At 62.1% G+C, this 19,806-nt stretch carries 14 protein-coding genes and 1 pseudogene; 10 read left to right on the top strand and 5 right to left on the bottom strand.

The features are described from left to right. The first annotated feature begins 120 nt into the window (after positions 1-120). From CFR72_RS14265 to CFR72_RS14275, 3 genes are all read left to right on the top strand, one after another. On the top strand, positions 121-660 hold the full coding sequence (locus tag CFR72_RS14265; protein ID WP_244182313.1) for a serine hydrolase: 540 nt from the start codon (positions 121-123) through the stop codon (positions 658-660). A 108-nt stretch (positions 661-768) separates the two neighbouring features. Beyond that, positions 769-1,662: a LysR family transcriptional regulator gene (locus CFR72_RS14270; RefSeq protein ID WP_110914570.1), complete on the top strand. Its 894-nt coding sequence runs from the start codon at positions 769-771 to the stop codon at positions 1,660-1,662. A 242-nt stretch (positions 1,663-1,904) separates the two neighbouring features. After that, a complete protein-coding gene (locus tag CFR72_RS14275; protein ID WP_233044778.1) occupies positions 1,905-3,518 on the top strand; it encodes a serine hydrolase in 1,614 nt (537 codons plus the stop codon). Between the two features lie 254 nt (positions 3,519-3,772). Here the strand turns inward: CFR72_RS14275 and CFR72_RS14280 are convergent, their stop codons facing one another. Beyond that, positions 3,773-5,716 carry a CocE/NonD family hydrolase gene (locus tag CFR72_RS14280; protein ID WP_110914571.1) on the bottom strand — a complete coding sequence of 648 codons (1,944 nt, stop codon included), beginning with the start codon at positions 5,714-5,716 and terminating at the stop codon, positions 3,773-3,775. 61 nt (positions 5,717-5,777) lie between these two features. Continuing rightward, positions 5,778-8,273: a TonB-dependent receptor domain-containing protein gene (locus CFR72_RS14285; protein ID WP_110914578.1), complete on the bottom strand. Its 2,496-nt coding sequence runs from the start codon at positions 8,271-8,273 to the stop codon at positions 5,778-5,780. A gap of 1,064 nt (positions 8,274-9,337) precedes the next feature. Here CFR72_RS14285 and CFR72_RS14290 point away from each other — a divergent pair. Genes CFR72_RS14290 through CFR72_RS14315 form a run of 6 tightly spaced genes read left to right on the top strand, consistent with a single transcriptional unit; the run spans position 9,338 to position 16,079 of the window. Further along, the gene (locus tag CFR72_RS14290) at positions 9,338-11,017 is read left to right on the top strand and encodes an ABC transporter substrate-binding protein (protein ID WP_110914572.1); all 1,680 of its coding nucleotides are present in this window, start codon (positions 9,338-9,340) and stop codon (positions 11,015-11,017) included. Next, positions 11,017-12,021, top strand: a complete 1,005-nt coding sequence (locus tag CFR72_RS14295) for an ABC transporter permease (RefSeq protein WP_110914573.1) — start codon at positions 11,017-11,019, stop codon at positions 12,019-12,021. The genes CFR72_RS14290 and CFR72_RS14295 overlap by 1 nt, the downstream gene beginning before the upstream one ends. Positions 12,022-12,034: 13 nt before the next feature. Beyond that, on the top strand, positions 12,035-13,009 hold the full coding sequence (locus CFR72_RS14300) for an ABC transporter permease (RefSeq protein WP_110914580.1): 975 nt from the start codon (positions 12,035-12,037) through the stop codon (positions 13,007-13,009). Further along, the gene (locus CFR72_RS14305; RefSeq protein ID WP_390669852.1) at positions 12,999-14,042 is read left to right on the top strand and encodes an ABC transporter ATP-binding protein; all 1,044 of its coding nucleotides are present in this window, start codon (positions 12,999-13,001) and stop codon (positions 14,040-14,042) included. Before CFR72_RS14300 ends, CFR72_RS14305 begins: the two co-directional genes overlap by 11 nt. Beyond that, the gene (locus CFR72_RS14310; RefSeq protein ID WP_408869989.1) at positions 14,039-15,043 is read left to right on the top strand and encodes an ABC transporter ATP-binding protein; all 1,005 of its coding nucleotides are present in this window, start codon (positions 14,039-14,041) and stop codon (positions 15,041-15,043) included. Before CFR72_RS14305 ends, CFR72_RS14310 begins: the two co-directional genes overlap by 4 nt. Positions 15,044-15,092: 49 nt before the next feature. Beyond that, a complete protein-coding gene (locus CFR72_RS14315; protein WP_167400411.1) occupies positions 15,093-16,079 on the top strand; it encodes a LysR family transcriptional regulator in 987 nt (328 codons plus the stop codon). 72 nt (positions 16,080-16,151) lie between these two features. On the opposite strand, the gene CFR72_RS14320 is transcribed toward CFR72_RS14315, so the two are convergent. Genes CFR72_RS14320 through CFR72_RS14330 form a run of 3 tightly spaced genes read right to left on the bottom strand, consistent with a single transcriptional unit; the run spans position 16,152 to position 19,479 of the window. Further along, positions 16,152-17,465 carry an amidase gene (locus CFR72_RS14320; RefSeq protein ID WP_167400412.1) on the bottom strand — a complete coding sequence of 438 codons (1,314 nt, stop codon included), beginning with the start codon at positions 17,463-17,465 and terminating at the stop codon, positions 16,152-16,154. 14 nt (positions 17,466-17,479) lie between these two features. Continuing rightward, positions 17,480-18,535 carry a DmpA family aminopeptidase gene (locus tag CFR72_RS14325; RefSeq protein ID WP_110914575.1) on the bottom strand — a complete coding sequence of 352 codons (1,056 nt, stop codon included), beginning with the start codon at positions 18,533-18,535 and terminating at the stop codon, positions 17,480-17,482. Then, entirely contained in the window at positions 18,532-19,479 is a 948-nt protein-coding gene (locus tag CFR72_RS14330) for an aminotransferase class IV (RefSeq protein WP_279629173.1), read from the bottom strand. The genes CFR72_RS14325 and CFR72_RS14330 overlap by 4 nt, the downstream gene beginning before the upstream one ends. Between CFR72_RS14330 and CFR72_RS14335 the strand changes: the two are divergent. Further along, positions 19,426-19,806, top strand: a pseudogene (locus CFR72_RS14335) (IS110 family transposase); the annotation flags it as partial. The gene CFR72_RS14330 and the pseudogene CFR72_RS14335 sit on opposite strands and share 54 nt — an antisense overlap.

The following is a 19,806-nucleotide window of genomic DNA, read 5'->3' on the forward strand; positions in this document are numbered from 1 at the left end:
CTACCCGTCTCTCACATCCTCAGATGGTCCGTCTTTCGACGAACGCATCAGGCCAGTGCTATCCGCGCTCACTCACGACACAAAATGCAACTGTAGTGCTATGCACAGATCGGCAAGCCCGTGGCGGTGTCCGAACTGGTGCGCGTGATGATCCAGTACAGCAGCAACCTTGCCACCAACCTGATGATCGAACGGATTGGCGTGCCCTACATCCATGCCGTCATGAAGGCGCAGCACCTGCGCGGCGTGCGCTTTGGCCGCATGATCGAGGATTATGACGCCAACGATCAGGGCATCCGCAACGAGATGACGGCCAGGGGGCTGGGCCAGTTCATGCAGAAGCTCGACCATGGGGAGATCGTCGGCCCGGCGCAGAGTGCGGCGATGATCGACATCCTGCGCGGGCAGCATTTCAACGACATGATCCCCCCCGGCCTGCCGTCCGGCACCCCGGTCGCGCACAAGACCGGCTGGGTCGAGGGCGTGCGCAACGATGCGGGTATCATCTTCCTGCCGGACGGGCGTCACTATATCCTTGTGATGCTGACGAAGTCCCTGCCGGACGAGGCCGCGGGCATCCGGGTGCTGAACACCATTTCCCGACAGGTCTATGACCATTTTGTCTCCGCACCCGCAAGGGATGCGGCGAAGGGCGGGTAAGGCGGGCCATTTTCGGGTGTCATGCGATTGCGTGTCGCATGGGGCCGTGGGTTCTGGCACGGCGCGCGGCATTGGATAACCAGCCAGGTTACGGGGGCCTTGTAAGACATGCGGCTGCGTCAGATTGAAGTGTTCTATGCGATCATGACGACGGGATCATTGCGTCGCGCGGCGGAGGTGCTGCATGTCTCCCAGCCCGCCGCAAGCAAGGTGCTGCGTTACGCGGAACAGTCGCTGGGCTTTGCCCTGTTCGAACGTACCGGTGGCCGCCTTGTCCCCACGCGTGAGGCGCAGATCATGCTGCCGCATGTCAACACGATCTTTGGCAAGCTGTCGGACCTCAAGCGCCTGACCGACAACCTGCGCTATGCCCGCGATGGCCATTGCATCAGCATCGGCTGTGTTCCCAGCCTCGGGCTCAGCCTCGTGCCGCGGGTGATCCAGCGCTACCACGCCAGCCACCCGGGAACGGAACTGACGATCGATACCCTCCATGGCACCGAAATCGTGTCGCGCATCCTCAACCATGACCTCGACCTTGGCGTCGTGTTCGGGGATTATTCATGCGACGGGGTCAGTTCCCACCATATTGCCGATGTGCCGCTGCTGCTGATTGATGGCGGTGACCATAACGGGAAGGCGGTCGTGCTGGAGCGGATCGACCCGACCCGTTACATCGGGCTGAGCGAAAATGACCCGACCGCGCGTCTGCTGGACATGGCGATGGAGGAGGCGGGCGTCTGCACCGCCCCGTCGGTGCGGGTGCGCACGCATTACATGGCGGCCGAACTGGTGCGGTTGGGGGCTGGGTGCGCCATTGTCGATGCCCTGACCGCGCTGCATCATCCCGGCCTGTCGAAACCGCACGCGATTTCGCCACCGCTGCATGTGGCCTGCACGGTGCTGTTCCGGGCGGATTACGCGCTTTCGCATATTTCGCGCGATATCCTGTCGCTTCTGCGGACGGAACTCGATGTGGACCTTGAACGGTTGCGTCACTGAGGCGCCAGTAGTGCCTTTTTTGAGAAAGGTGCCGCATGTTCAGGGCCTTTTGAAAAAATCTTCACCAGAAAATTTCATCGGTTTCATGATGTGAATGATTGCGCGGCCGACATACCCCAGGTTAAGGCCGGGTAGCATCTGGTTATGGGACAGGGCGCGGATTTCATGCTTTGCTACGGGTGGTGCCATGCCATGTGTGTGACGACGCCATCTTGTGTTCAGCAGCGTCAGGACAACCGGTAGTGAAAAAGTCATTTGTGCGGCGGATCGCCCGTTGCATCGGGGAAATGGGCGTAGTGTCGCTTGCGGTGCTGCCCCTTGCGGTTTCTTCATCATGGGCGGCGCCTGCGTTGCCGGTGGGGCTTACTGCCGCGCAGATCGATGATGTCGTCGCGCGCGCGCGCGATGCGTTCCATGTGCCCGGCGTGGCCGTGGCGATCGTGCATGACGGGCAGGTCGTCTTCGCCCATGGATATGGCCGCCGGGGGGAGGACGCGCACAGCGGTGATGTCGATACGCGCACGCTGTTTGCCATCGGGTCCAATACCAAGGAATTCACGACAACCGCGCTTGCGACACTTGTTGATGCGGGAAAGCTGAAATGGGATGACCGGGTCATCGACCACATGCCGGAATTCCGCGTGGCCGATCCCGCCATCACACGCGATTTCCGTGTCAGTGACCTGCTGATCCACCATAGCGGCATGGGCGAGGGCGCGGGTGACATGATGCTGTTTTCCCACAGCACCTACACCCGTCCCGAAGTGCTGGCCGCGCTGCCCTACATGCCGTTTACCGCGCCGTTCCGGATGGATTATGCCTATAACAACCTGCTTTATGTCGTCGCAGGGGCACTGGTGGAGAAAATCAGTGGTACAAGCTGGGAAAATTATGTCCAGTCGCACCTGATCAATGCTGCCGGACTGCCTGCCTGCCAGAGCACGCCGCCGGTAAAGGGGCAGATGGATGTCGCGACGGGGGAAGGGGAAGATTCCGACCTGCCTGATCGCGCCACGCTGCGCCTGCCCGCCGTGGCGCCCGCAGGCGGGATCTGGTGCAGTGCCGATGGCGTTGGCCGCTGGGTGCAGATGTTCCTCAATGGCGGGAAGACGCCCGAAGGCAAGACCATCATCAGCACCGCGCAGCGTGATACGGTCTGGGCCCCGCATGCACTGCTGCCGCTGCCGGATACCGCACCGGCGACGCAGGGACATTTCCGTGCCTATGGCTATGGCTGGTTCACCGAGGACTTTTTCGGCAAGAAGCGCGTGTGGCACACGGGAACGATCGACGGGATGGTCAGCTATATCTCGTTCCTGCCGGAAATGAAGACCGGGATCGTGGTCCTGACCAACCATGATGACAACCATGCGACCTATGCCATAGAGACGACGCTCAATTCCCTTGTCGTGACAGGGAAAAGCGAGGACTGGGTCAAGCATTGGAAGGATGTGGCCACGGCAAAGGAAGCGGCGGAGGCGAAGGCGGCGGCCACGGATGGTCCCGGATCGCCCGCGCGTCCGTTCATCACGCTGTCCGCGCAGGCGGCGCATGATTATGTCGGGCTGTATCATGATGACTGGCGTGGCAACATGCATGTCACGCAGAAAGGTGCCGAACTGCGCCTGACCTTTGACAAGGCCATCGGGCTTTCGGGCGTGTTGTCGGCGCTGCCGCATGACCTGTTCGTGGTGCGGTGGGATAACCGGGCACAGGATGCGGAGGATGACTGCTATGTCCAGTTCCTGCGTGACATGACCGGCAAGGTTACGGACATGAGGATGCAGGTTGTGGGATCGGATTTCAGCTTTGACGCGCAGGACCTGCATCCGCACAGGGTCTCGGACCAGCCCTGATTGGCGGGACGGGCAGTTTTTTTTGAAAAAGAACCAAAAGCTTTTGTAAATTCAGAAATGGCTGTGTTCTGGAAACGCTTGTCCGGAGCACGCCATTAAATATCAAAAGTTTTTGGTGAATCTTTTTTCAAAAAGCTTCAAAAGAACACCGCATTTTCAAAAAATGAATCCTCCGGAACATCATGTCATCTTGCAAAAAAAGGGGCATGGGAATCGAAATTCCCATGCCCCTTTTTTGATGTCGCCGCAGGGGATCAGGGTTTCTGCGGGGCAAAGATACCGGCCGCCGGTGTGGGGGCGTGCACGTCGATCCAGCTATTGGCGACGTCCACACTGATCTGCGCCGATTTGTAGGCGCTGGCGGGGGCAAGGAAGATATTGTCCACATATGTCTGCGGATTGCGGTCGTAAAGCGGGAACCAGCTTGACTGCACCTGGATCATGATCCGGTGTCCGGGCAGGAAGGTATGGTCCGCCACCGGCAGGTTGAACTTGTACAACTGCGGCGTATTGGCGGGGATGGCCTCAGGGTGTTCAAGGCTCTTGCGATAGCGTCCGCGCAGGATGTCGGCGCTGACCATCAACTGGTACCCGCCCATCTCGCGCTGCTCGGGGACCTCGTCAGGATACACGTCGATCAGCTTGACCACGAAATCCCCATCGGTGCCCGTGGTGGAGGCCGTCAGATGGACAACCGGCTGCCCCTTGATCGTAAAGGGCTGCGTCAGCACACCCGATGTCATGGTCAGCACGTCAGGCCGGGCGGAGAAGTTCCGCTGGTCCATCGTCAGCCATTTCGCCCATGGCGAACCCGGCACGCCCTTGGTCAGTACGGGACGCGGGATATAGGTCACCGGATGCGCCGGGTCCGACACATACTGCTGCGTGCCCGCACCGGCGGCAGGGGCGGTGAAGGCCAGTCCGTGTTCCGGCTGGAAATGCAGGCTGGTGCATCCCGACGTGCAGTCTGCCGATGGCAGGGCATTGGACGATTCCCACACATTCTCCCCGGTGCGGAACGACGTCACGCGTGCGGGCAGGGGAATGGAGGGATCCTTCAGGTAATGCGCAAGGAAGGGTTCAAGCACTTTCTTGCGGAAATATAGGCCGGTATCGGCATGAAAATCAATATCGCCCAGCGTGCCGGCTTCCTTCGCCTCCCCACCATGGTTCCATGGCCCCATGGTCAGGTAGAGGTTCGAAGCCGACGAAGGGCTTTTCTGCAGCGCGTAATAGGTCGCGATCGCGCCATAGATGTCTTCCTGATCCCATAGGCTGTGGACCAGCATCGTCGGAACCTTCAGCCCCTCCTTCTGCAGCAGTTTGTCCACCGCCTGGTCCTGCCAGTAGGAATCATAGGCCGGATGCGCCAGGATCTGGTTGAAGAAGCCGATCTGCTCCATGCCCCGCGACTTGCCCACCATGCCGGCCGACACGCCCTTGAGGTACACGTCATAGGCGTCATACTCGCTGGCCCACCATTTCGGTGTGCTCTTGCGCGTCGCATCCTGGGTGTAGATGTAGGGCAGCGTTTCCTCGCGGAAGGCACCATTGTGGAACCAGTCATCCCCCATCCAGCCATCGACCATCGGGTTCATCGGAACCGAGACCTTGAGCGCCGGATGCGGGTGGAACAGCGCCGTCAGCGCGGTATAGCCATCATACGAGATCCCGATGATCCCGACCTTCTTGTTGCTCTGCGGAAGGTTGTGGATCAGCCATTCGATCGTATCCCACGTATCCGTCGAATAATCGACCTGCGTGCCATTCAGTGGACCACGCAGCGGGCGGGCCATGACATAGCTGCCTTCGGAACCATGCTTGCCGCGTACGTCCTGGATGACACGGATATAGCCACCATCGGCGATCACGTCGGGCATGTTGTCATAGCCCTGCATGATCGAACTCATGTGCCCGCTATAGGCGTAGGAGACCATGCGGTCGGCGCTGTAGGGCGTGCGCGTCAGCAGGATGGGCGCATCATGCGCGGCCTTGGGGATCAGGATGACGGTATAAAGCTTCGTCCCGTCGCGCATCGGGATCATGACATCCTTGCGGACATAGTCGAAGCTGGAATCCACGACCTGGAATTTGTCCGGCATGTCGGGGGCAATGCCGCCCGGCGGTGCCTCCTGCGCCATGGCGGCCATGGAGAAAGCAGCAAAACATCCTGACAGCAGGAGTATCTTTTTCATCATCGGTCTCACGCAGCGTACAGAAAAGAGGCCGGACCCGAAAGCCCGGCCTGTCAGGCGGTTCTTAGAACTCCGCCGAGATGGTGCCAAAGAATTCTCGCGGTGCCGCGACGAACAGGTTGGCGTTGTCATCACCAGTCACCGATGCCGCGCCATACACGCCACCGATATAGTTCGTGTTGAACAGGTTGGTGATGCCGAACGTGGTCTTGAGGTTACGGGTGAAGCCGATCTTGCCGAAGTTATAGGCAAGGTTGAGGTTTGCCAGCCAGTAGGACGGGATCTTCTCGTCATTCATGTAGGTCATGGGACGCGAACCGATATAGTTCACGTTGAAGTTGAACATCGCCCGCTTGTAGGTGTAGTTCAGGTTCGCCTTATACATGAACTTGGGATAGTAAACCTGATGCTTTCCCTTGATGTCGTAGGTCGTGCCGCTGTAGTTGATGGACTTGCTCTGGTATTCGGCGTTGTTCCAGCTAAAGCTGTTGGTGATTTCCAGCCCCTTGAACGGACGCACCGTGCCCTGCACGTCCGCGCCGTTCATGGTTTCGCGGCCGACGTTCAGGAAGGCATTGTTCGCGTTGTTGGCTGACCCTTCGGTAATGGCCGCAAGGCGGTTGTAATAATCCGTGTGGTAGAAATCCACCGAGCCAGAGAAGTAGCGCGAGTTGTAGCGGTAACCCACGACATAGTTCCAGGTCCGTTCCGGCTTCAGCTTGCTCTTGTTCTGGTCAAAGACCGTCTGCGCCGAAGTGGTGGAATTGCCCAGGCCACCCCATGCCGTATCCGTATCCGTCTGCGAATAATAGTCGTAGGCACGCATGTTTTCCGCAATATCCCAGTAAACTTCATGGTTGCGGAGGAAGTGGTAATCAAAGCTGAAGTGCGGCAGGAACGCATCCGACGCCGTCATGCTGCCGTTGACGGGGTGACGGTAATAGGCGTTCCAGCCTTCGGCGATCAGCTTGTCGGTATAGTCGGCCTTCGTGCCGCCATGCGTCGTCTGCGTCATGGAGCGGAAACCCGCCAGCAGCGTCATGCCCGGCATGATCGTCCAGCGATCCTGCAGGAAGAAGCTGAAGGTGTTGGTGTTGAAGCTGTTGTTGAACCACGTGGCGCCGGAACCCGCGGGCATGTCGGAATCGTCGTTGTGGCCGGAGGTCAGGCCGTCCTCATACAGGCGTTCGTTATAGACCCACTTGTTGTTTTCGTACCAGATGCCGGTTTCGATATGGTTGTGGTGCGGGGCCTCGATCGCGAATTTCTGCGTGAAGCCAAGGCGACGCATGAACGCGTGGCTGCCGATCAGCGCCATGGGAACGCCCGAAACGGTGCCGTCGGAGTTCAGCGACACGGGGCCGTAGGAGGGGGAGGTCAGGAAGTTGTTGGTGCCGCCATAGATGGCGCTGTTCACGTTGCCATAGACGATCGTGTCAGACGTCACGTTCTTGAAGATGTCGTAATGCAGGGAGACGTTCGACAGGTAGGTGCGCTGCAACTGCGATGCATCCCAGGCGTAATCGCCGACCTCGTCATTGCTCAGTATGCCCTGCACCGATGACGGCACCTGGTCGGTATACTGCGCATAATAGGCCCACAGCTTGGCCTTTTCGTAATCAGGTTTGAGGTAGGTCGTGTCACGCCCCATCTTCTGCCACATGTTCTTCGTCAGCGTCAGGTAGTTGGACTGCGTGAAGTCGCCATAGCCGAAGAAGGACGTCAGCTTGCCACGATCACCCAGAGGCTGGACCACCTTGGCGTCCGCCTGCAGTTCGTCCTGGTAGCCCTGGCCCTTCCACAGGTTGGAATCGGTGCGGGCGAAGGAGGCGTAGAATTTCGTGCCCGTGGAGTTGAGCACGCCACTGTCCACGCGGCCATAGGTGCGGAACGCGTTATAGCTGCCGAAGGTCTGGCTGACCTTGCCGCCCGCCTTGTCCTTCGGGTCCGACGTCACGTAGCTCATCGCGCCGCCGAGGTTCTGGGTGGAGAACGAATCCAGCGCGCCCGCGCCCTGTGACATCGTCATGCCGCCGATGTCGTCCTGGATCATCGCCTGCGTGATCGACACGCCGTTGTCGTTGGCGAAGCCCTGCGTGCCCAGCGGCATGCCGTCAAGGGTCGCGCCGATCTGCATCTGCGTGAAGCCGCGCACATAGAACGTGTTGCCATAGGTATCGAGGCCGAACGCGTCGGTGGAGGTGAAGTTCGCCCCCGGCGTGGTCTGGGCCAGCACCTGCATGGGGTTCGTGCCTTCGACGAAACGGTCCATGACCTGGCGTGTCACCGCGACCTCGGACCCGTGGCTGCGCACGCGCGCCGCGCTGACCGTCAGGGTTTCGGGCGTCTTGCTGGCGAGCTGGTGCGTCGCGGTGCCCGTGCGTGCCCGGGTCGTGCCCTTCGTGGTCGCCTTGGTGGTGCGATGGGTGGTGGCGGTCGTTGTCGTGGCGGTCGTGTCCGCGGCGGAGGCCGAAGCACAGGTCCCGATGGACGAAAGCAGGGTGTACCCCGTTATCGCCGTACAGAATAGAAGCCACGATTTCTTTTTTGAATACTGCATGGGTCCAGGCTTGCTGAGCATTTGTTACCTTGCCTCAGATCGGGTTGCGACATGTTCTGCGGAAACGGCACGTAATCTTGGTTTTGGTATGGTTGGGATCAGGTTGATATCATTCGGTTCTATACCGAAATGTTTTAGGTTGATTCGTTCTTTGTCAATAACAAAAAATCATGTTCTTCTTAACCTGAAGTTAAGTGGTCGGCCTATGGCCTGATAATACAGGGCAACCCCTGCCTGCCCGTGCTTATTTCATACATGTAATGACATATTACGGCAAAGGGCCGCTCTATTTGTCCTGTCATGAAACAAGGCGCGATGACCCTCTGATTACAGGATCATTTATATGAAATTACATAGATCCCCGCGAAGGGAACGGATGCAGGAAAGCGTCCTGCCACGGGCATTGCAAGTTGCCGGCCAACACCCATCAGACAGGTCGCGTCACGTATAATTCCCTGATTGTGTCAGGATATTTCTGCGTCCCGACAACAGGCCCCACCGAAAGATCGGGACTGTTCCTGGATTGGCTTTGGAATATATTCATGCTCCCAATCCCCCCAGAACTGTTGATCTCCGGCAGACTATTTCAGTGGGGGCGGTTTCATGTCAATTCCAAATATGACCAGTTCTTGTTAGCCATGGGTTAAGGTGGGTCCCTGTGGCAGGAATGTCGCACTTTTCCCACGGGATATCCTTGATAATCGTGTTATATCAACGGGATGTGAAAATGTCACGCCTGTGTGCGCATCGGGCACGCCACGCTATAACCGCTGGTTATATCCCCATGATCAGATGGAATTGGATATTGTCGCTGATCCAGTACAGTGTAGTAACAATGACGCCTTTCCGGCGGGACATGCCGCCATGCCAACTGGCTGTCCATACGTCAGGCATGGCGGTCGGCAGGTCGGGGTCGTTGGCCCGGTTGTTATGCAACACCTGTTCTGGCATCAGGGGCTTTCGCGAATGTCATGTCTGGCGCGTGCGGGCCTGTTCCGGCCCGGAACCGAAGGGGAGGGGCATGGAACCGCCAGTGATGTTTGGGGCATGAGTAGTTGCGATTGATGTTGTGGTCCGCGCGTTACCTGTCCCGTTACCTGCTGGTGCCTGTGTCTGTCCTCCTTTGCCTGTGCGCCACGGCACGGGCGGCGACGCAGGACCATCGTGGCGGGGAACTGCGCCTGCTGGGCAGTACGTCGGGCGGCACGCTGGACCCGCAACTGCATTATACCCCGGTTTACCTGCAGATTTTTTCCGCCGTCTATGATGGCCTCCTGACCTATCGCAAGGCCGGGGGTGCTGCGGGGGACGAGGTCGTGCCGGACCTGGCCACCGCATTGCCCCAGCCCGAGGATGGGGGCAGGACATGGACCTTCCACCTGCGTCCGGGCATCCGGTTTTCCGACGGGCGGGCCGTCCGGGTGGAGGATGTGCTGGCTTCCTTCCGGCGCATCTTCCGTGTCGGCAGTCCCACCGCCAGCAGCTTTTATGAAAATATCGTCGGCGCGCGGGACTGCCTGCGCCAGCCCCATGCCTGCACCCTGTCCGAAGGGGTGCAGGTGGACCCGGCAACCGGGCGCATCACGTTCCACCTTGTCGAACCGGATGCGGAATTCCTGACCAAGCTGGCCTATCCCCATGCCGTGATCCTGCCTGCCGACACGCCTGACCATGATGTCGGCACGACGCCGGTGGTGGGGACGGGGGCCTATCGCGTCGTCTCCTACGACCCGCAGCAGTCGCTGCACCTTGCGCGCAACCCGTATTTCCACCTCTGGAGCGACGCGGCGCAGCCCGAAGGGTATGTCGATACGATCACCTACAGCTTCGGCCTGCGTGACGAGGACGAGGTCACGTCGGTGGAGGCCGGGCATGATGACTGGATGTTCGAGGTCAAGCCCCTCGACCGGCTGGGCGAACTTGGCGCGCGTTTCCCCGACCGGGTTCATATCAACCCGTCGCTGCACATCGTCTATGTGCCGCTCAACGTCAACATCCCGCCCTTTGACAATGTCATGGCTCGGCAGGCGGTGGCATGGGCGCTGGACCGGCATGCGGCGGCCATTTTCTATGGCGGCCCGGCGGTGGCGACCCCGATGTGCGACATGGCGCCCCACAATGTGATGCCGCCACAGGGACAGTGTCTCTATAGCCTTGCGCCCGGTCCTGGGGGCGATGCGTCGGCATGGCCGCGGCCCGACCTTGCGCGGGCGCGTGAACTTGTCGCGAAAAGCGGGACGCAGGGGCAGGCCGTGACCATCGTCGTGCAGACGGATTCAACACAGCGTGGGATCGGGGCATGGATGCGTGACCGCCTGCAGCAGATCGGCTACAGGGCATCGGTGCGAGAGATCAGCCGGGGGGTGCAGTTTTCCTATATCCAGAACAGTGCGAACAACGTGCAGATCAGCCTGACAAGCTGGTTTGGTGATTATCCGTCGCCTTCCAACTTCCTGTACCTGCTGTTTGCCTGCTCCAGCTTCCATCCGCATTCCGACAATTCGATCAACATTCCCGGCTATTGCAATCCCGCGCTCGATGCCATCATGCATCAGGCGCTTCAGGAACCGCGCGATCCGATCCGCATGGCCCTGTGGCGTCAGGCCTCCAACATGATCAACAGTGATGAGCCCGCCGTGCCCCTTCTTGCCATCAAGGACGTAGACCTAGTTTCCCCCCGCCTGGGGAACTACGCCTACCACACCCTCTACCACATGCTCGTCGCGCGGGCGTGGGTGCGGTAATGGCGCAGGACCTTCCGGCCCCGCCCGCAGGCCCGTGGCGTCAGGCCGCGCGTTCCATCGCGCGCAACCGTTCGGCCATGGCGGCGCTGGCGACGCTGGCGCTGGTGACGCTGGCATGCATGCTCGCACCACTTTACGCCCACCATGTCGCGCATACGGACCCCTTCACCTCCAACGTGGCGGGCAGCATCATGCTCGACGGGCATGAGGTCGATATCATGCAGCCCAATGACAACCCGCTCCACCTCGGGCTCAGCCCCATTGGCCCGACATGGCATGCGACCTACCTGCTGGGCGCGGACAGCCAGGGGCGCGACCTTGCCTCGCGCCTGCTGTATGGCGGGCGCAATTCGCTGCTGGTCTCGTCCTGTGCGGCGGTGGTCTGCCTTGTGCTGGCGGCCACGGCGGGCATTGTCGCGGGGTTTTTGGGCGGGATCATTGATGCGCTGCTGTCACGCGTGATGGACATCATGTGGGCGGTGCCGGTGTACCTGTTCGCGATCTCGCTTTCGATCGTCACCGTCAGCCACGGCCTGCGCCTTGGTCCGCTTACGGTGCGCGCCGACAGCCTGTTCATCCCCATCTTCATCATCGCGCTGGTCTATGTGCCCTATGCCGCGCGGCCGATACGCGGGCGGGTCATGGCGTTGCGGCAGGCCGAATTCGTGACCGCCGCGCGCTGCCTTGGCGTGCCGCGCTGGCGCATCGTCGTGCGCGACATCCTGCCCAATGTCACCACCACGCTGGTGATGCTTGGCCCGCTGCTGATGGCGCTGTCGCTGCTGGCGGAAAGCGCGCTGTCGTTCCTCTCGCTTGGCGTGCAGGCGCCGGCGGCGTCGTGGGGGACCATCATCCAGGATGGGGAGGGGCTGATCTATACCCGTCCCATGGTGGCGGTGGCGCCGGGCCTTGCGATCGTGGTGGTTGTGCTGGCGCTCAACATCCTTGGCGACGGGCTGCGTGACGCGCTGGATGTGCGTGACGCGGCGCGGCGTTCGTCGTGAAGGGGGCGCGGTCATGATGCTTGCCCTGCTGCGTCGTCTGGGACAGACGCTTTTCGTGCTGTTCGGGATTTCGGCGCTGGTGTTCGTGGTGTTCTTTGCAACGCCGGGGGCGGACCCCACGGCGCGCATCGCCGGGCGCAATGCGTCGCCCGCCGTGATGGAGAAGGTGCGCAAGGAATATGGCTTCGACCGGTCCATGCCGGTGCAGTACGCCACGATGATGAAAAAGCTGTTCATCACGCGCGACCTTGCCTCCTACGTCGATCGCGGCGAACTCGTGGTGCCGGAGATCATGCGCGCCGCCCCCGTGACGGCGTCGCTGGTCTGTGGGGCTGCGGCGATCTGGGTCGTGGTGTCGATCGCGATGGGGACGCTGGCTGCGGCGATGAAGGATACATGGGTGGACCGGACCCTGATGATGCTGGGGCTGATCGGGATTTCCATGCCGGTCTTCTGGCTGGGGCAGGTGACGAACCTTGTGACGCAGAGCCGTTATCACGACACATGGCTGTTTTCGTGGGTGCCGGGGCTGGGATATATCCCGTTTTCCGAAAGCCCGCTGGGCTGGTTCCGCGCGCTGGTGATCCCGTGGATCGTGCTGGCGGTCATGTTCATCGGTATCTACAGCCGCGTCCTGCGCGCCGACCTCGTGGCGCTGTCGGGGGAGGATTTCATCCGCACCGCACGCGCCAAGGGCCTGTCGCCGGTGCGCATTCTGCTGTGGCATGGGCTGCGGACGTCGATGATCACCTTCGTCTCGCTGTTCGGGCTGGATTTCGCGCAGCTTGTCGGGGGTGGCGCGCTGCTGACGGAGGTCGTCTTCGGCCTGCCCGGCGTGGGGCACCTGACGTACCAGGCGCTGAACAACCTCGACCTGCCGGTCATCATGGCCACCGTGATGTATTACGCCGTCTTCGTGGTGATGGCCAATGCGGCGGTGGACGTGCTGTATGTGTTTCTTGACCCGAGGGTGCGTGATGGCCGCTGACATGTCTTCTCCCGCCCCCCTGCTGGAGGTGCGCGACCTGTGCGTCAGCTTCCCTTCGGGCGGACGCATGATCCCGATTGTCGAGCATGTGTCCTTTACCCTGGGCGAGCGCGAGATCCTTGGCCTCGTGGGGGAATCCGGGTCTGGCAAGTCCGTGACGGCCATGGCGGTCATGGGGCTGATCGACAGTCCGGGCGTGCGCATCACCGGATCCGCGCTGTTTCGCGGGCAGGAGCTGGTGGGCCTTGCGCCCGCGCGGATGCGGCGCCTGCGGGGCAAGCAGATCGCCATGATCTTTCAGGACCCGATGACAGCCTTTACCCCCGTCTATACCATCGGCTGGCAGATAGATGAGCAGATCCGCGCGCATGAACACGTCACCCGCCGGCAGGCGCGTGCGCGCACGGTGCGGTTGCTGGGGGAAATGGGGGTGCCCGACCCCGAACGCACGGCCAACCGTTATCCGCACCAGCTTTCGGGTGGACTGCGCCAGCGTGCGATGATCGCCATGGCGCTGTCGTGCAATCCGGCCCTGCTGATTGCCGATGAACCCACCACGGCGCTGGATGTCACGGTGCAGGCGCAGATCCTCGAACTTGTCCGCTCGCTGCGCGCCACGCATGGGTCTTCGGTGCTGATGATCACGCACGACATGGGCGTGGTGGCCGAAACCTGTGACAGTACGCTGGTGCTGTATTCGGGGCGGGTGGCCGAAACCGGGCCGACGGATGTACTGTTCGCGCATCCGGGCCATCCCTATACGGCGGCGCTGCTGGCCTCCATCCCGCCGCTGGACGGGCCACGGCCCGAACGCCTGCCGACCATCGCGGGCGTGCCGCCCGCGCCGCTGGAACGCCCGGTGGGCTGCGCCTTTGGCCCGCGCTGCGGTTATGTGCATGAAAGCTGCCTTCCCGCGCCACCGCCACTGGTCCCTGTCGGCCCCGCGCAGGAAGCGGCCTGTGTCCTGCCGGCGGAGGGCAGGCCCCTGCCACCCCGCACCGTGGCCACCGCCACGCAGGATGTCCCCGCATGAGCGCACAGCCGGCAGACACGATGCCAGACGACACCGCCCCCCTGATGGAGGTGCGTGACCTGCGCAAGACCTATGCCCTGCCACGCGGGCAGACGCTCAAGGCGGTGGATGGAATTTCCCTGTCGGTCATGCCGGGGGAGGTGCTGGGCCTGGTGGGGGAATCGGGATGTGGCAAATCCACGCTGGGGCGCTGCCTGCTGCGGCTGATGGATGTGACGTCGGGGCAGATCCTGTTCGAAGGGCAGGACATCACCACGCTGGGGGAACGCGCCCTGCGTCCGCTACGGACGCGCATGCAGATGGTGTTCCAGGATTCCTATGCCTCGCTCAACCCGCGGCGGCGTATTGGCGACCTGCTTGCGGAACCGCTGCGGGTGCATCCCGATGCCGATGGGCGCAGGCGTTCGGCCGCCATCATCACGGCGCGCCTGCATGAACTGATGGAACTGGTCAGCCTGCCGCGCGCCGCGCTCAACCGCTATGCCCACGAATTTTCCGGCGGCCAGCGCCAGCGCATCAACATCGCGCGCGCGCTGACGCTGTCGCCGCGACTGGTGGTGGCGGATGAACCTGTCTCTGCGCTCGATGTCTCGGTGCAGGCGCAGATCGTCAACCTGTTCATGGACCTTCAGGCGCGGCTGGGCCTGACCTATGTCTTTGTCGCGCATGACCTTGCCGTGGTGCGCCAGATTTCCACCCGTGTGGCGGTGATGTATCTGGGCGCCGTGGTCGAACTGGGCCCGACGGACAGCGTGCTGCACCATCCGGCCCATCCCTATTCCGCCGCCCTGACCGCCGCCGTGCCGCGCCCGGTGGTGGGGGGGATGCGCGCTGTGCCGCTGGGTTGGGATATTCCAAGCCCCATCGCGCGCCCGGAGGGCTGCCGGTTCCACACGCGCTGCCCCCATGTGCAGGAGCGCTGTCGCGTCGAGGAGCCGGTCTTGCGCCCGGTGCGTCCCGGGCATGAGGCGGCCTGCCATTTCCCGCTTTCGGGGGACTGACGCGCCGCCCTGCATTCATCGTGATTCAGGAATGAAATTTGCGGATTGCGTGGGAATATATGCTACCTTTGCGCCATGCGGCCTGCATGAACCGGAAAGGGGCGGGATTGTGGAACTGAAATGGCTGGAGGATTTCGTATGCCTTTCACGGACCCTCAGTTTTTCCCGTGCGGCGCGTGAACGCAATGTCAGCCAGCCGGCATTTTCCAAGCGTATCCGCCAGCTCGAACAATGGGCGGGCGCCCCCCTTGTCAACAGGGTCAGCTATCCCGCCGAACTGACGGTGGAGGGCAGGCGTTTCCTGGAGGAAGCGACCGAGATCGTCTCCGCCTTCTACAGGGCGCAGCGCAGTGTCAGCCCACCCCCGTCGGACCCGTTCGAGGTCGTGACGATTGCGGCATTGCATACGCTGGCGCTGACGCTGATCCCGCATTATTTCGGCAGTCGCGACAACATGCCGCCCATGACGCGCCTGAAGGTGACACCCGACCTTGGGGGGATAGAAGACAACCTCAACCGGCTGGTGACGGGGGGTGCGGATTTTTTCCTGACCTATGCCCATCCTCTTGTGCCGTTCCATCTGGACCCGGCGCTGTTTCCCTTCATCCGGCTGGGGACGGAGCGGGTGCTGCCTGTCTGTGCGCCGGAACTGAGGGCGCAGGTGCATCATGCGATGGCCAGCGCGGAACCGGTCGATTACCTGAGCTATGGCGATGAATCGTTCTTTGGCGTTGCCCTGTCGAAGCTTTTTGCGCGGCATGACACCTTTCGGCGGCGGACTGTCTGCGAAGATACGTTGTCGGTGGGTCTGATGTCGATGGCGCGGGCGGGATGGGGGGTGGCATGGTTGCCCGAAGGGCTGATCCGTGAGGAACTTGCCCATGGCGTGCTGGTGCCCGTCACCCATGACCCCGCGCTGGTGCTGGAGGTGGAGACACGCCTGTATCGCCATGCCAATGCGGCGCGCCCGGTCTGTGACCGGGTGTGGGACGTGTTCACCTCACGCGCAAGCAGGTTTGCCCCGGCCCATGCCTGACGGGATGATGCCGGAAACCGATAAAAGTTTTTGGTGAAGCTTTTTTCAAAAAGCTTCAGAATAAATCACGTTTCAAAAAAAATACGAAACCGGAAAAACCCGGCGCAGCCCCTGCCGGGCGATCAGGTCCTCCAGCCAGATGGCCTGTTCAAGGAGGAGCCTGTCATTGCCGCGTCGCGCACTCAGCAGCACGCCAACCGGGTGTCCCGCATCATCTTCCCCGCATGGGATGCTGATGGAAGGATGGCCGCTGATATTCGTCAGCGTGCAGTTGCGCGAGGCCAGCATGGGATGTTCGGCCGTCATGTCATCCGGGGGCAGGGCCGTCACCTGCGCCGTGGGTTCAAGCAGCAGGTCGCATGTTTCAAAAATGCGGTCCATGTCCGCCCTTATGGCGGCCTGTTCACGGCGCGCGTCCTCGATTTCACTGAAGGGAACGGAACTTTTCCGTAACAGGCGTTCGCGCAGGGTGGGGGACAGGGCATCGGGGCTTTTGTGCACGGCATTGCGCCAGACCAGCCATGATTCTGCAAACAGCGCGCCGGTGACAGGCAATGTCCGGGCATGCAGCGTCGTGGCGCAGTTCACGGTCATGACGCCTTCCTCACGCAGCGCCGACAGAAGCTGGTTCATGACCTTTATGATGCTGGCGTCACAATTTTCAAATCCCTCCCACCGGATGCCGATGCGTGGCGTGTGGGGCGGATGGGCGGCGGGGGGCGTGCCATGTTCGATGGCGTGGAACAGGTGCAGCGCATCGCGCGCGGTGCGGGCCAGCAGCCCGACATGATCGAGGCTGGGGACAAGGGGCATGATGCCGGCCATGTCCCAGCGTTTGGCCGTGGGCTTGAACCCCGCAATGCCGCAGCAATGCGCGGGAAAACGGATGGAACACGCCGTATCCGTGCCAAGTGCCGCCAGTACAAGGCCATTGGCCACGGCGGCGGCGGACCCGCTGCTTGACCCGCCGGGGTCCAGTCGGGTGTCGAGCGGATTGCGGGTGCGTGGTCCCACGGCATTTTCGCCCGTCGTCCCCCATGCCAGTTCACACATGCTGGTCACGGCGGGGAACAGGGCGCCGGCCGCGCGCAGGCGGGCGGTGATCCACGCATCATGCGCCGCAATGCGCCCGGCAAACAGGCGGCTGCCCCCCTGTATGGGGGTGTTGGCGAGATCTATGTTGTCCTTTACCGCGATGTTCAGGCCATAGAGCGGCAGGGCGGCACGCTGCTGTTCAGCCAGGCGGGCCAGCGCCTGTGCATCCTGCGTGACTGCTGCGTGCCGGACATGGCGCAGGGCATGCACGCCCGCGTCACGCGCCTGCATCCGGGCCAGTTCCGTGCGGGTGAACGCAGGAAGGTCCGCATGGCGGAGGTGCCCTGTCATACCGGCGCTGGACGTCATGGGTACGGGTGGGCCGCCAGCACGTCCGACAGGGCGGGAAACACCACGCCGTTGCGTCCCGTGACGGGGGTTGCCGCGCACAGGGCGTTGAGCACGGCTTCCTGCGTGGCTTCGGCCGCCGCGCGGAACAGCGTGTCGATATGTGCCTCGTTCAGCATGGGGCGGTTGATGACGCCTTCGGGTTCATGCAGGTGGAAACGCACGCTGGGGCAGAAACCCACCGCGACATCGCCGCTGCCATTGCCCCAGAACGACCCCAGGCGCCCGATCCCCACGCCCGCGCGACGGATGACGCGGCGCAGTTGCCGGTAATCCAGCGGCAGGTCGGTCGCGACAACCATGATGACGGAACCACGTTCGCGTTCATCATGCGTGGCCGGGACGGCCGGGGGCGCGATGCGGCGTCCATCGGGCAGGGTCAGGTCGCCGGGCAGGCCGAAATTGGCCAGCACCAGCACGCCCAGCATCCCCTGGTGCATCCCCGCCGCGACATGGCGCGAAGATGTGCCGATCCCGCCCTTGAAACCGAAGGCCGTCATGCCGGTGCCTGCCCCGACACCGCCCTGCGCCACCGTGCCGCCCTGCGCGTCGCGTATCGCCTGCATTGCGTCATCCGGCGTTACGGCAAGGGCCTGTATGTCGTTGATGCGCCCGTCATTGCATTCAAATACCAGCGGATTGACCGTGGACAGGCTGCGGCCGATTTCGGGATTGCGCCCGATGGCGTCACGGATCAGCGCCTCGGCCCCGGCACTGACGGACAGGGTGTTGGTCAGCAGGATCGGCGTTTCGATCTGACCGAGTTCCTCGACCTGCATCAGGCCGACGCTTTTGCCAAACCCGTTGAAGACATGCACCGCGCCAAGCGGACGGTCGCGGAACAGGTCGCCATCATGGGGCAGGATGCAGGTGACGCCCGTCTGGACGGGGCCGTTGCGCAGCGTGCGGTGCCCGACGCGCACGCCGGGCACGTCCGTGATGGCGTTATACGGGCCGGGCGGCAGGATGCCGCAGCCCAGCCTGTAGCGGCGCGCGGGACTGTCGAGCGTCATGGCGCACCCGTGGCGGCAAGGGCGCGGATGAAGGCGATATATGCATCCTGCAGGCGTCTGGTGACCGTGCCGATCCCCCCGTCCCCCACGACATGGTCATCAATGCGGGTGATGGGGACGACCAGGTATGTCGCGCTGGTGGCGAAGACCTCTGGCGCGCGGGAGAGTTCATCGCGCGTGATGATGCGTTCTTCCACCGTCATCCCGGCGTCCCGCGCCAGCGTGATGATGCGCTGGCGCGTACATCCCGCCAGCAGATGGTCTGACAGGGGACGCGTGACCAGCGTGCCCGCATCCGTGACGATGAAGATGTTGGAGGAGGAGCCTTCCGTGATCCCCTGTTCATCAACGAAGATGGTATCGTCGAACCCGTTGGCAAGCGCGCTGCGCTTGGCCATGACCTGCGGCAGCAGCATGATGGTCTTGATGTCGCGATGGAGCCAGCGGATGTCAGGCCGCACCTGCACCGTGATCCCGCGTGACAGGTGCGGGGCCGACAGGAAATCCTGCGCCTGCGTCAGGATGAACAGGGTGGCACGGTCCTGTGGCACGGCCGTGAAGGAGCGCGGCGTCGCGCCTGGCGTCACCTGCAGGTAGGCAAGGCCGTTCGTAACACCGTTGCGCCGGGCAAGGTCGTTGATGATCCGTTCAAGCTGCGGGCGTTCGGGTGGTGGGGTCATGCCACATGCGGCAAGGGAGCGGTCCAGTCGCGCAAGGTGGCTGTCCATGTCCACGAACCGTCCGTTGACGAGGAGGCAGACTTCGTAAATCCCTTCGCCAAACAGGAAGGCCCGATCAAAGGGAGATGGGGTGGTTGCCGTCCTCCCCGCACGGCATCGCAATGTGCCAGAATGGTCGTTGGAAGAAACGACTGCGCGAAAGGACGGCAGATGAAGGATACAGTGATAGGCGTTGATCTGGCAAAGAACATTTTCCAGGTTCATGGAGCTTCGCGTGCGGGCGAGGTGATGTTTCGCAAAAAGCTGCGTCGTCAGCAGTTTATGCAGTTCATGGCCACGCAGCCGCCTGCTCTGGTCGTTCTTGAAGCGTGCGGGAGCGCGCATTACTGGGCTCGCGAACTGGCAGGAGCTGGTCACGAGGTCAGACTGATCGCTCCGCAGTATGTGAAGCCTTTCGTGAAGCTCCAGAAGAACGATGCTGCTGATGCGGAAGGAGACTGTGTAGAATTTTGTGCGGTGGCACTTTTTCAGGCCATTGGGAAACGATCATCGAACATGATGGCGAGCTGGCATCTGACAGCATACCATTCG

The organism is Gluconacetobacter entanii, assembly GCF_003206495.1.
Classification (GTDB): Bacteria; Pseudomonadota; Alphaproteobacteria; order Acetobacterales; family Acetobacteraceae; genus Novacetimonas; species Novacetimonas entanii.